The sequence below is a fragment of the Cupriavidus basilensis genome (assembly GCF_029335485.1).
GTDB lineage: Bacteria > Pseudomonadota > Gammaproteobacteria > Burkholderiales > Burkholderiaceae > Cupriavidus > Cupriavidus basilensis_E.
The window spans coordinates 1-12,555 of sequence record NZ_JARJLM010000695.1 but is presented as its reverse complement, the minus strand read 5'-3'; the positions used below and the strand labels follow the sequence as shown (position 1 = coordinate 12,555).

12 protein-coding genes and 3 pseudogenes are annotated in these 12,555 nt (G+C 64.5%); 9 read left to right on the top strand and 6 right to left on the bottom strand.

Annotated elements, in window-relative coordinates:
• A pseudogene (locus P3W85_RS43040) lies at nucleotides 1-225 on the top strand (porin); the annotation flags it as partial.
• A gap of 38 nt (nucleotides 226-263) precedes the next feature.
• Nucleotides 264-500 (top strand): hypothetical protein, encoded by a 237-nt coding sequence (locus tag P3W85_RS43035; protein ID WP_276269307.1) that lies wholly within the window; start codon nucleotides 264-266, stop codon nucleotides 498-500.
• A 98-nt stretch (nucleotides 501-598) separates the two neighbouring features.
• On the opposite strand, the gene P3W85_RS43030 is transcribed toward P3W85_RS43035, so the two are convergent.
• On the bottom strand, nucleotides 599-1,165 hold the full coding sequence (locus tag P3W85_RS43030) for an antibiotic biosynthesis monooxygenase (RefSeq protein ID WP_017227868.1): 567 nt from the start codon (nucleotides 1,163-1,165) through the stop codon (nucleotides 599-601).
• Between the two features lie 159 nt (nucleotides 1,166-1,324).
• Here P3W85_RS43030 and P3W85_RS43025 point away from each other — a divergent pair, with 159 nt between their 5' ends.
• The 4 genes from P3W85_RS43025 to P3W85_RS43010 all read left to right on the top strand — a co-directional run bounded on the left by P3W85_RS43025 (nucleotide 1,325) and on the right by P3W85_RS43010 (nucleotide 3,922).
• On the top strand, nucleotides 1,325-1,840 hold the full coding sequence (locus tag P3W85_RS43025) for a hypothetical protein (protein WP_276269306.1): 516 nt from the start codon (nucleotides 1,325-1,327) through the stop codon (nucleotides 1,838-1,840).
• Nucleotides 1,831-2,208, top strand: a complete 378-nt coding sequence (locus P3W85_RS43020; protein ID WP_276269305.1) for a hypothetical protein — start codon at nucleotides 1,831-1,833, stop codon at nucleotides 2,206-2,208. Before P3W85_RS43025 ends, P3W85_RS43020 begins: the two co-directional genes overlap by 10 nt.
• 173 nt (nucleotides 2,209-2,381) lie before the next feature.
• Entirely contained in the window at nucleotides 2,382-2,867 is a 486-nt protein-coding gene (locus P3W85_RS43015; RefSeq protein ID WP_276269304.1) for a SixA phosphatase family protein, read from the top strand.
• A gap of 401 nt (nucleotides 2,868-3,268) precedes the next feature.
• Complete coding sequence (locus P3W85_RS43010) at nucleotides 3,269-3,922, top strand: alternative oxidase (RefSeq protein ID WP_017224773.1); 654 nt, start codon at nucleotides 3,269-3,271, stop codon at nucleotides 3,920-3,922.
• Nucleotides 3,923-4,128: 206 nt separating this feature from the next.
• On the opposite strand, the gene P3W85_RS43005 is transcribed toward P3W85_RS43010, so the two are convergent.
• Entirely contained in the window at nucleotides 4,129-4,788 is a 660-nt protein-coding gene (locus P3W85_RS43005; protein ID WP_035806910.1) for a carbonic anhydrase, read from the bottom strand.
• A 291-nt stretch (nucleotides 4,789-5,079) separates the two neighbouring features.
• On the opposite strand from P3W85_RS43005, the pseudogene P3W85_RS43000 reads away from it, so the two are divergent.
• A pseudogene (locus tag P3W85_RS43000) lies at nucleotides 5,080-5,220 on the top strand (DUF2147 domain-containing protein); the annotation flags it as partial.
• On the opposite strand, the pseudogene P3W85_RS42995 reads toward P3W85_RS43000, so the two are convergent.
• A pseudogene (locus P3W85_RS42995) lies at nucleotides 5,180-5,401 on the bottom strand (IS4 family transposase); the annotation flags it as partial. The pseudogenes P3W85_RS43000 and P3W85_RS42995 overlap by 41 nt on opposite strands.
• A 65-nt stretch (nucleotides 5,402-5,466) precedes the next feature.
• On the bottom strand, nucleotides 5,467-6,876 hold the full coding sequence (locus tag P3W85_RS42990) for an MFS transporter (protein ID WP_276269303.1): 1,410 nt from the start codon (nucleotides 6,874-6,876) through the stop codon (nucleotides 5,467-5,469).
• Between the two features lie 97 nt (nucleotides 6,877-6,973).
• Here P3W85_RS42990 and P3W85_RS42985 point away from each other — a divergent pair, with 97 nt between their 5' ends.
• A complete protein-coding gene (locus P3W85_RS42985; RefSeq protein ID WP_276269302.1) occupies nucleotides 6,974-7,849 on the top strand; it encodes a LysR family transcriptional regulator in 876 nt (291 codons plus the stop codon).
• A gap of 771 nt (nucleotides 7,850-8,620) precedes the next feature.
• Nucleotides 8,621-9,655, top strand: coding sequence for a Fic family protein (locus P3W85_RS42980; protein WP_276269301.1), 1,035 nt, complete (start codon nucleotides 8,621-8,623; stop codon nucleotides 9,653-9,655).
• Between the two features lie 220 nt (nucleotides 9,656-9,875).
• On the opposite strand, the gene P3W85_RS42975 is transcribed toward P3W85_RS42980, so the two are convergent.
• Together P3W85_RS42975 and P3W85_RS42970 are read right to left on the bottom strand one after the other, a co-directional pair.
• Nucleotides 9,876-10,910, bottom strand: a complete 1,035-nt coding sequence (locus P3W85_RS42975) for an HlyD family secretion protein (protein WP_276269300.1) — start codon at nucleotides 10,908-10,910, stop codon at nucleotides 9,876-9,878.
• Nucleotides 10,907-12,555 (bottom strand): TolC family protein (locus tag P3W85_RS42970; protein WP_276269299.1); only part of this gene is annotated, 1,649 nt, incomplete at its 5' end. The genes P3W85_RS42970 and P3W85_RS42975, both read right to left, overlap by 4 nt.

Genomic DNA, 12,555 nt, shown 5'->3' with positions numbered 1-12,555 from the left:
GCGACCGAGACGGTCGGCTACTTCCGCAGCGGACCCGGCACCGGCGCGCTGCAGTTCACGGTCGGCTACGACTATCCACTGTCCAAGCGCACCGGGCTCTATGCCTACTACAGCCGTATCAACAACCACGGCAACGCGATCTACGATTTCGCCATCAACCCTGCCGGCGTGAAGGCGGGGGCCGATCCGCAGGTATTCGCGCTTGGCATGCGGCACAACTTCTAGCCGACCGAATCATAAGAATCGGAGGGGAAGGACATGCCGTGGGAGAGTCAGCGCCAGACCCCGGCGCCAAGGTGGGGCCGGTGGCGGATGCGCTGGCGGGCGCGCATCGCCTCGACATCCTGCTTGGCAGCCGGTTTGCCTTCGTCGCGGGGCATATGGACGTGGTCGGCTTCATCGCGCTGTCGGTGCTGTTTGCCGCGCACGTCATCTTCAGCAGCGCGACTGGCTTCCGGCCTGCCAGCGGCTGGAAGGCTCCAGGTACCCGTGATCGCTAGCCGGCCCCGGTGTGTGCGGACGGCCGGCCGGCGATGGGCGCGCAGCTCGGTGCCATGCTTGGCTTGAGCGCCACTGCAGCGCGCCGGGCACGCCATTGTCATTTGAAAAGCCAGCGCGCAACGAGCCGCGTGTAGCGCGGCATCACCACATAGACCATCAGGAACACGATTGCCGCCGTTACGGCCGCCTTGTCCATGAATGAGTCATGGGCGAAGCCGAGGTGCGCGAGCATCGGCACGACGACCCATGGTACGACGATGCTGAGGGGCAGGATGGCGCTCCACGTGACGAGCCACTGCTTCCACGCGGTCGGCACCTTGACCGGCGAGTTCTTCTGCGTGAACCAGAAATCGAGGCCAGTCCTGATCTCGTAGCGGTCGCCCTGCCGCAGCGACGGCCGCATTCTTTCGATATGTTGGCGGCGTACTTCGGATTCCATCCATGCGTTGAGGCTCCTGAAGTCGGCGAAGCGAACGATGGTCGCATATTCGCGGCTCATGCCGACCGGACGGATTACATCAGTGCTCAGGTAACCGGGAAATCCAGAGCATGCGAGGCGAATGTCCGCGAGCCACGCTTCGTACTGCTCGACGGACTCGGGCTCGACCTCGTGGACAATGATGCTCGTGACGATTTCCTGCGGATTGAGGGTGGTCGGGTTCATCGCGCTCCCGGTGGATGGCGGCGACCGTCAGGCGATGCGCACGAGAATCGCTATTGGCATGCACGGCGACGGCACGGTGGCTGGGACTCACCATCATACGCGGAATGCGGTTCAGAAGGCCGGCGCCAGAGCGAGGCGCTCGAGCGGCAACTGGGCGAGATGCATACGCGGTTCTCGACGGACCAGGAGCGCACCCGCGAGCAGGTCGCGGTGGCACAAGAGCGGGTCAGCGACACCGAGCGCCGCGCGCTGCGCGAGATCGACCAGGAGCGCACGCTGCGCCAGAAAGCCGAGCTGGCGCTCGCGGACCTGCGCACTGAGCTGGCGGCGGTCCAGGCGAGGGTGCCGGACGCCGCCGTGGCCAGTGCCGAGGAACGGGCAAGGCAGCTGGCCGAGCGCGACACGCTCAGCCTGCAACAGGCGCAGGCGCAGCAGGCGCAGACGGAGGGGCAGGCGGTGCAGGGCAGGCTGCGGGCGGAACTGGAGATGGCAGCCCGGCGCGCCGAGCGAGCCGATGCGGAAGCCACCGCGACGCGCCGCCTGGTATCGCCCAGGCGCCGGGCGCCGGAGGCAGCATGCAGGAAGAGTTCGGGTACAAGGATGCGGCCGGTCGATGGGTCGCGGGGTTCGGCTCCCGTCGCGATGCCATCTCGGCAGCAGCGCAGATGGGCATGACGCAGGCGGTTACCGCGGGCTTTAGCCCTGAGCCTCCGTCCTACTTCGCGCGGTTCGAGGCGACGAGGATTCTCGAGCGGATGCTCGCTGGCATGGCCTTGGGCGAGCAGGAGGGCAAATTGATTGGCAGCGATCAAGCCCAGGATGTGCTCGCCCCCATTCTCGCGGCAACGATCGGTGATGGCTTTCCCGACCGCGAGTCCCCAGCGCCATGGAAGCTTCAACTGGATCTCATGAATCGGCTGCAAACCGCGGTCGCTGCGTGGATGGGAGAGAACCACCTTGCGTTCGCGCCGCCTAAAGCCGTGGTGTACGGATCGGAGCAACTCCACGTCGGCGGCACGAATCTGGACGTGCCGCTTCGGTAGGCCTTTGGGGGGAGCCTTGATTTCGGCGAGATTTACGACGGTTCGCAAGCCCAGCAGCGATGCGAGGTTGAAAACGACAGCACTCTAAAACATGAAGGGCTAGCATCCCTAGTAGTCGCCGCGGCGGCCGAAGAGGGCAATAATGACGATTCAGGCCATCCCTCAGCTTGATCATGAAAATCCTGTTTCTTGTGCGGCATGCCAAATCGAGTCGCGACGACCCGTCCTTGCCCGATCGGCAGCGTCCGTTGGACGATCGCGGCCGCCATGACGCGTCCAAGATGGGCAAGCGCCTGACTGATCGCGGGGTGGAACCCGATCTGCTCGTGTCGAGCCCGGCGCTGCGTGCGCTGACCACGGCACAGCTCATCGCCGACGAGATCGGCTACCAGCGCAAGGACATCGTCGTCGATGAACGCCTCTACGCCAGCAGCCCGGACAACTTGCTCGCCGTCATCTGCGCACTCGACGACAGGCTAGACCGCGTGATGCTCTTCGGCCACAATCCCGAGTTCACCGACCTCGCGCACCGGCTATCGAGCACGATCATCGACATGCCCACATGCACCGTCGCGGCGTTCTGCTTCGACGCAAAGGCGTGGGCGGATGTCGCGGAGATCGGCCCGGCGGAGGTGAGGATGGACACACCGAAGAGATAGTGCAGAGTTCGCCGCGGAGCGCGCGCCCAAACATGGCCGCCAGGCCCGCTACGGCCGCACCAACAAGCCCGTCGATGCCGCCTTGCGGAAGAACACGCCAAAACTGGGACATCAGACCACCGCCTTGCCGCTTGGTCAGCCCCCGGTTTGGCGCGGTATCCAATCCCAGGGGAAAAATGAGGGTTGACCAAGGTTCGCGATAGTGCACTGTGACGCATATCATGAATCCGAGCCAACCCACTCAAAGTCCGATAATCGCCCATAGCATGTTGCGAAGCAGCAAATCACCTTGTTGCCGCTCTTTTAAAAGAGTATTGTAAATGCATGTTTAAGGGATGCGGACCGGCCACCCACCTCTCCTGAACGATCGCAATCGCAACGCTCAACACTTGGAGCCCATCATGCAAGCCCCCATCAACCCGTCGACAGACCTCGATACTCATCACAATGTCGCCGGCCTTTCCGACCGCGTCGCCTTGGCCATCACGATGACGTTGCGCTTTTTCGCCGATACATTTTTTGCCAAGCGCTATGGGAACCGCGCCATCGTGCTCGAAACCGTGGCGGCGGTGCCTGGAATGGTTGGTGGCATGCTGGTCCACCTGCGTTGCCTGCGCTGGATGGTGGCCGATGAAGGGTGGATTCGCACTTTGCTCGAGGAAGCAGAGAACGAACGGATGCACCTGATGACGTTCATCCAGATCGCCCGGCCGAGCTGGTTTGAGCGAGTCGTGATCTTGCTCGTGCAGGCCGTCTTCTTCGTGACCTACTTCCTTCTGTATCTGGTGTCCGCCCGGACCGCGCACCGGCTGGTTGGATATTTCGAAGAACAAGCCGTGATCAGCTACACCCTCTACCTAGCCGAAATCGACGCTGGTCGCGTCGAGAACGTTTCCGCCCCAGCCTTCGCGATCGAATACTGGAATCTGCCGACCAATGCCCGCCTGCGTGAGGTGGTGGTGGCAGTGCGCGCCGACGAGGTCGGTCACCGTGATGTCAACCACGGCTTCGCCAACGCCCTGACAACCGGGGCAACCTTCAGTCGAGCTGCGTAAGCAGAGCACCAAGACAACGAGATGCCCGCCGTCGACCGGCGGGCCTTTTTCGGCCCAACTGGGCTGAGCCTGGCCGACCTGCAGGCGGCGCTGGTGCCCGGCTGCAGCCAGAAGAGCGGCACTGCGGTGATCGCCCGTCCTGCCGTTGCAGGCGCAGGCACCTGGTCAAGCGGATCCCTGTTATATCGAGTCGCCGCCAACTTCTCTCACACCTGTCCGCGATTGCGCGAAGCCACAGCAACGGTGGTCGGCGACTCGGCGAGCGGTACGAATCGTCGTGTCGGGCCGTCGAGGGCATCGATGCTGCCCTTCTCGATGTCGTAAACCCATCCGTGCAGATTCATGCGCCCCTGTTCGAGTGCAAGTGCCACGGACGGATGGGTGCGTAGATTGGCCAGCTGCGCGATCACGTTCTCTCTGACGAGACCGTCGAGCTTAGCGTGAGGGGTATCGAACTGATGCGCGGCGTTGATCGCTTTTGCAGCATCTGCATGATGCAACCAGTTCGCGACCGCCGGCAGGTGATCAAGACAAGCGCAACGCGAAATCGCGCCCATCGCGCCACAGTCGGAGTGCCCGCAGATCACGATGTCCTGCACGCCCAGGACCGCGACCGCATACTCGACGGTGGCCGAAACGCCACCGGGTTCCGGACCGTAGGACGGCACAATGTTTCCGGCATTGCGAATGACGAACAGTTCTCCCGGCTCACGCTGGGTGAGGAGCTCGGGCACGACCCGGCTGTCCGAGCAGGTGACGAACAGTGCCTTCGGATTTTGTGTCGTTGCGAGTTGCTTGAAAAGCTCGACTCGTTGAGGATAGACGTCGCGCTGAAAGCGCAGAAAGCCGTCGATGATGTCACGCATGGCGTCCTCCAGATTCAAATATGGGATACAGGCACGACCGTTCGATACTCCGTCATGCCGGTGCGCTGCGATTATCGCCGATGTCAAGCTTGAGGCAGCGCCTTCGCGCCGCCCCCGCCGGCGGCGGTTGAATACGCCATGTCAGGAGGCGCACCGGTTAACGCCGCCGATCCCTTTGCCGTGGTCGTCGAGCAGCTCCGCCTCATTCAGGTCGAGATGCAGACCGGTCCGCTGGCTCGCCGGCATGCGTGTCCGGACGGAGGGCGGCGGTGGCGATCTGCACCGCCGGATGGCATGGCGATCCTCGATCCGGAGAACGGCAAGGTCTACAGCGCGAAGATGTCCCTGTCGGACGACGGCAGGAAGCTGAACGTGCGCGGCTTTCTCGGCATCAGCCTGCTCGGGCGGACGCAGACGTGGATGCGCGAGTGAGTGGTGGGCGAGCGTTGATGCGATGAAACCGGGCCGTTGCCGGCCCCCAATCAGTCGGATCAACGGCGGCATCCATTGTTAACTGCATGCCGATCCAGATCGTTTTGGCGCCGGGTTCGCCATCACTCTTGCGCCCAAGGAATCTGCCCAAAGAGGCCACCAGACGAATCATCTGATCGAGCGTAACTGGTGGGTCTTTTTAAGCCTGATCGTATCAATCTGCAGCAAAAGGACGATTACCCCAAATCAAAGAGCGTTGGTTCCAGTGGCGCCTTGCTGCCCGTCCTCACTCGTGGCGGGACGTTCCGCACGAATGCCAAACCAGCACATCACGGCTCCCACCAGCAGCAGTGCGGCAGCGAAGCAGAGCGATAGATGCATGCCGCGCATGAAGGCTTGCGGGGCAGTGTCGTGCACCAGGTAACCGAACCCCGCCACGCCGAGCATGCCGCCTACCTGCCGCGCCGAGTTGAGGACGCCGGAGGCGATGCCGGCGCGGGAGCCATCCACGGCTGAAAGCGTGACATTGGTCATGGTCGGCACCATCAGCGCGATGCCGCTGGCGGCCAGCAGCATCGGCGGGGCGAGCAGCCAGTAGGGGCCGTCGATGCGCACCGGCAACAGCATCAGGTAACCCAGGGCGGCCAGGAGCAATCCCAGCACCATCAAGTACCTCGCGCCCATCCGCGTGATCAGCCGGCCGGCGAGCACGTTGACTGCCATCAGCACCACCGTCATCGGGAGGAACGCCAGCCCGGTCTGCTGTGGCGATAGTCCTTGCTGAAGCTGGAAGAACAGGCTGAAGACAAAGATCTGGCCATAGTAGGCAAAATTCACGATCACACCGGCGAGCGACGCCACCCTGAACGCGGGGATGCGCAATAACGCCAGCGGCAGCATCGGCGCAGCACTGCGTGATTCGATGCGGATGAAGGCGGCCACCGACGCCAAGGCCAGCCACAGCCCCGCCTGCACCCAGGCGTGTCCCCAGCCGAGACGGCCGGCTTCGGTGACCGATGCGGTGAGTGCGGCCAGTGCCAGTATGGCCGCGCCTTGCCGGGGCCAATCCAGGCCGCGGTGATGTCCGCCGCCATCGGCGGCGACATGGCGCAACGTCAGATACAGGCCAATCAGGCCCAGCGGCAGGTTGATCAGGAAGATGCTGCGCCAGCCGAAGTGGGTCACCAGCAGGCCGCCCAGCACCGGCCCGGCCGCCAGCGAGATACCGCCGATCGCACCCCACCAGCCGACTGCGCGGCTGCGTTGTTCGCGCTCGGGAAAGGCCCTCTGGAGCATCGACAGCGAGTTCGGCACCAGCAGCGCCGCGCCAATGCCCTGGCCCAGCCGGGCCGCCACCAGCATCGGCAGGCTGCCCGCCGCCCCGCACGCCACCGACGTCAGCGTGAACAGCGCGAGCCCCATCAGGAACACCCGCCTGGCACCCAAGCGATCTCCGATCGCTCCGCTGGTCAGCAGCAACGCCGCGAACACCAGCGTGTAGGCGTTGATCACCCATTGCAGCCCGGCTACATCGGTGGCGAATCCTTGCCGCAAGGTATCCAAGGCGACGTTGACGACGCTGACGTCCAGCAGGACGACGACGAAGCCGAGCGCAGCAGCCAGCAGGGTGGCCCGCTGCGCATTGGTGGTAGGCATGGCATTGATTCCAACGATAGGATCTACGGATGCTAGGCTGCAGCCATGTCTGCGTAAATTCTATAAAATCTCCACCAAACCTGGAGAAAACGCACAGATGCTCGATTGGGAAAATCTTCGCCACTTCCTGGCAGTCGCCCGCACCGGCACGTTGTCCGGCGCAGCGCGCGATTTGCAGGTGGATCACGCCACGGTGAGCCGCCGGCTGGCCGCGCTGGAAGCCGGGCTGCAAGCGCTTCTGGTTGAACGCTTGCCGCGCTCGTGCCGCCTGACGCCGCTTGGGGTGTCGGTCTTCGAGCAAGCCAGGACGATGGAGGCTGCCGCATTCGCTATCGAGCGGCAGACGCGTGCCAGCCACGAGCCCGCGAGCGGCAAGGTGACGCTCAGTGCGCCACCGGTGCTGACCACGCATCTGCTGGCCGGCCGGCTGGCGGACTTCCGCGCGGCTTATCCCGGTATCCAGCTCTCCGTGTCGGCGCAGGCGCGCGCGGTGTCGCTGACGCGCCGTGAGGCAGACGTAGCGCTACGCCTGGTTCGGCCCAGCGAGTCGAGCAGTGTGGTGCGCAAGCTGGGGCAGATGCCATTCGCCTTGTACGCAAGCCTCGACTATCTGCCATTGCGCAATCCTCGCGACTGGACCTTTATTGCCTACGATGCGCAGTTCGCTGACATGCCGCAGCAGCGCTGGCTGCTGGAGCTGGCGGGTCCACGGCCCGTGGGCTGCGAACTCAGCGACATCAGCAGCCATCTGGCCGCTGCCCGTGCAGGAGCGGGCGTGGCAGGCCTGCCTTGTTTCCTGGGGGATGCCGATGCAGGCCTGGTACGGCTGGAGCATGAGGGCGCTGCATTCTCACGCGACATCTGGCTGGTGGTGCACAGGGACTTGCGGCGCTCGGCCGCTGTGCGCGCGGTGATGGATTTTGTTAGCGAGGTAGTGGCCGGGCACGGCGCATTTGGATCCGCTCCGGAATAGGCACACAGGCTCTCAAACGGCTGCATAGGGTCGGTCGGTAAGAGCCGACCGGCTCACGACTGGTGGAGGTCGCTTGCCGGCCAACCGAGGGCACTCACTGGAAACGCGTGAACGACCGTAGTCGGGGGCTAGTCGGTCATGGGCGGCTGACGACCCTGCCGTCATCGAGTTCGATGCGCACGTACGCGACTCCAGCCGCGCCCGTGGCGACGCCGCGCGGTTTCGCAGGTACTACGCGTGCGGAGGTCATGAAGCGCTTGGTCGGTGATGCCGATCCAAATGCCGGACCAGTATGCCTACTTTGCGAACGTGCTTTGCTGGTACGACCAAAAGCGTCATCCCAGCACCATGGCGTGCGGAGGCGCCTCATGCGGCATTTTCGTGCTGACAAGTGATGTGACCGTCCATAGGATCGATGAATGCGGTCTGCCGGCTGTGCGAACCGTAAGGGAGTCAATAGGCGAACCGGCAACTGAACCGGCAACATTAGGCTGGTTCTTGCGAGCAAGATGAAAGCTAAGTCTATGTATAATATGGAATTTTATGAAATAAGTTACCGGAACCGGAACCGGAACCGGAACTGGCAACTTGACTATGCGATCCGATACGATCGAACTGTACGATAACCCACGTCACTTCGAACCTCTCTTGCCGCAGAAACGTGTGGAGGAACTTGTGTCCGCCACACGTGTAGTGATTGAAAAGGCTCACAAGTTGCAGGGCACGCTAAGTCACTCGGCACGTACGCGGCTGCGCGAGTTGGTGCGCTCAATGAACTCCTACTACTCGAATCGAATCGAGGGTGAGAGCACGCATCCCGTGAACATCGACCGAGCGTTGCGAAAGGACTTCTCTGCCAAGCCAGAGACGGCGAAATTGCAACGTCTTGCAGTGGCTCATATCGAGGCGGAGCGCGAACTCGAAGGTCTGGTTGTAGATGAGGCCAACACCTTAAAGGCGGATTTCCTGCTACTTGCCCATAAAGCGCTCTACGGTCGGCTGACACCCGAGGACCGGTCGACGCACGAGGGGGGGGTCATGGATCCGGGCCAATTGCGCGTTGTCGACGTGACTATTCAACAGCATCACGCTCCCACGTACTCATCGCTGCCGCGCTTCATGGAAAGGATGACTCAAGTCTACGGGCGGCTGAATGGACTGGATGCGCTGCTTTACTCGATCGCCGCTGCGCACCACCGTGCGGTATGGACTCACCCGTTTCGGGACGGCAATGGCCGTGTTGCACGTCTCCAGACGCATTGTGCCTTGTTCCCCCTGAGTGGCGGGCTTTGGTCGGTGAATCGCGGGCTCGCTCGCAAGCGCGACGACTATTACGCCCTATTGAAGAACGCAGACATGCCTCGTCATGGAGATCTCGACGGACGCGGAAACCTCAGCGAGCGTATGTTGTGGGAGTGGTGCCGATTCTTCATTGAACAATGCGATGACCAGGTTTCGTTTATGACGTCACTGCTTGATATCAACGGACCACGCGAGCGCATTCAGGCCCTTGTGGTCTTCCGCAGCCAGCTAGCCGCTTACCCGGAATATCGCCAGGAGGCCGTGCTGCCGCTTCACCATCTTGTGGTCGCAGGCCCCGTGCCGCGGGGGGACTTCGTTCAGATGACCGGCCTAGGAGAGCGGACAGGCAGAAAGCTGCTGTCTCAACTCCTAAAAGACGGTCTTCTGATCTCAGAAGACCGTTCGCATCGAGGCGCCGTGGGAATCGGGTTCCCTCTGGACTCGCTGAGCTTTCTTTTTCCCAACCTCTACCCCGAGGCCGCGACAAGCGTAGAGACGTTTTAAAAGAGGCTACAGATCGGCCGGGCGTTGTCAACTTGCCGATGGCGAGACAAGGCAGTGGCATGTTGGACCACTGCTCAGGAAGCGTCCGCTGCAGAGCAATTCTATTCACTGGCAGCATAGGTCAGTTGTGCCCTCGGGAGTCTTCTCGTCTTCGCTCCCTGACAGCGACGGATCCCGCCAACGCCAAGCGCCACCCGCATGTCGCCCCCGTACCCACCAGCTACCGCCACAGTCGCGAAAGATCATGCGGGAAGCGCGCCTTCAGCGGCAACTGGTTCACCAGCCAGCCGGGCGGAACCTCGCCGTCGACCGCGGCGGAAACCAGCAGTGCGTTCTGCGCGCCGGCGAATGGCATACGCAGGTCTTCCGGCAGGCGGCGCACGCGGTCCGCGGCGTTGACCACCTTCGCGGGCAGCCAGTGGCCGTCGGGAAGTTGCAGCTTCAGGGGCTGGCCCGGTTTGGCGTAGGCGGCGTCCACCGGGTCGAGGAAGATCAGGACCATGGGGTCGGCGGTGCGCTGCAGCCGCATCAGGACCGTGCCGCTGCCGACGTTCTCGCCTTCGTTGACCACGACATCGGAGACCACTGCATTCTCCTGCGCCTGCAGGCGCAGGGCCTGGAGGCGGCCGTTCAGCCAGACTTCTTCGGCCTTCTGCATCGCATTGTCGCGGGTGGCGGGCGGCTGCAGGCGCAAGGATTCCTCCCGCTGGTCGAAGGCGAGTAGCTCGGATTCGCGCTGGTCGCGCTCGCTGGCCGCGGCGAGCGCTTCTCCCTGTGTCGCGGCACCGTCCTGCCGCAGGCGTTGCACCGTGGCCAGCTTTTCCCTGGCCCGGTCGAGCTGCCGCACCAGGACATTGCGCAGCCCGCTGCCGGCGGGCGCCACCGAGCGCTCTGCGCCGGCCGTCAGGGCTTGCAACTGGCCCAGGCGCTGGCGCCATTCCGGGTTGTCCATCTGCAGCAGCAACTGCCCGGCCTTGACGGTGTCGCCGTCTTTGACTGCCAGATGCTCGACCCGCGCGGCGTCGCGTGCGCGGATCTCGACCACGGGCAGGATGAGCTGCGCGGGCGCCTCGATCACCCATGCGCCGTAGATCAACTTGGCGAAAAACCAGACGAAGGGGCTCGCCACCAGGAACAGGATCAGGTACCAGCGCAGGCGGAAGGCGACACGCTTGCCCGGTGCGTACAGCACCTTCAGCCCTTGTTCCTGCGTGGGGCTGCGCTCCTTGCTGCTGTCGAAGCGTATCTTCATCATTGTTCGGCTCCGTTGGGCTGGCGAGGGTAGTCGCGCCAGTCTTGCCAGTCGATTCCCGTGATGCCGTAAGGGACCAGCCTGGCTTGCCAGTCCGTGACCTGTGCGTCCATCTGCTTGCGCGGGGTGCCGGCCCAGCTTTCCTCGGCCGGTAGCTGCCTTTCCACGCTCTGCGCCAGCCGGAAGCGCAGCTTGGGCCAACGCCGCGCGATCTCGCTCGCCAGCGCGGCGCTGCGCTGCGGGTTGCGCGTGTAGATCATCAGGCTGACATCGCGCACGCCGAGGCTGGGCAAGGCGCAGGGAATGCAGGTACGGGCCTGCGCCGGCGCCGCGAACCAGCGATGGTGGCTCGACAGGGCGACGGGCCAGGGGCTGGCGGCCACTACTGCGGCCACGGTAGCGAGCCAGTCCTTCAGCCGGCTGTCCGGCACCGGCATGCCGAGTTGCTCGACTTCCAGGTCCAGGTGCAGGCCGGCGAAGCGCATGTCCTTCAGCTTCCCGATCAGGTCGAGCAGCTGGCCACGGCCGGCCGGCTTCAGCCAGTCGGGATCGCCGAGCAGCAGGTAGATGCGCATGCCCTGGCCTTGCGCGGCATCCAGCAGTTCGCGCAGCGCGTCCTTGCTAGCGGCGAGGTTGTTCACCTGCGCCGCGTCCAGGCCGACGTAGACCTGCCGCATGCCGGCCGCGCGCAATGCCGCCAGTTCGGCGGGCCGGCGCGACCTGTCCAGCAGCGCCTCGCTCTTCCATACATAGATGCCCTGCGCCCAGCGGGCGCCTGCCTCAGGCGCCGCCGCGGGGGGCGATGCCCGCGACGGTGCCTGCGGGGATGCGGACACCGCCTGCGCGCGCAAGGGCCGCGCTGCGGCGTCGGGCTGCTGCTGCCAGCGCAGCAGGCGCTCGCCAAGCAGGGCCTCCGACTCGGGGCCGCCATCGCTGAACAGCCGCAGTGCGGCATCCTGGGTCCACCAGCCGTGCCACGCCTCGATGCGCGCGAAGGCGGCCTGGTAGCGCTCGCGCTCGGCCGCCTGCAGTTGCAGCAGGGCCTGGTCGCCGTCCAGGCCCTGGCGGGCGCGCCGCTCGCGCAGGCGCTCGGTAGCGGTGGCCAGGCGCGCATCGCTCTGCAGCGCGTCCAGCACGGCAGCGGCATGCAGGCGCAGCGCCTGCGTCAGTTCGACCAGCAGATTGCGGCGTTCCGCCTCGAAACGGGCCATGGCGGCGTTGTAGCGCGCTTCGCTGGCGCCGCGGCGGCTGCCTGACGCGCCGACGACGTCGAAGGGCATGGAGAAATTGATGCTGGCGACCAGGGAGTGTCCGAGATTAGGCACGCCGGCGCGATCCGACAGGTAGTAGCCGACGCTGGCGCTGGACTCGATGGTTTCGTACCAGCGCTCGCCGCGGCCGCCGCGGGCCTCTTCCAGGCGGTTGGCCGCGCTGGCCACGCGGGGATTCTGCTCGATCAGGTTCTGCCATGCCGGGAAGGGCGCCGGGCCGGCGGCCAGGGCCTCGTCGACGGCGGTGGCGTCGGCGGGAACCGGTGTTTGCGCGAGCAGTTCGAGCCCGGTGCGATACGCGTCGACGCTTGCCGTCGTCATGCAAGGCTTCAGGGTGGCCTGCCACTCGTTGCGGGCCTGGCTGGCATCGGCCGCCA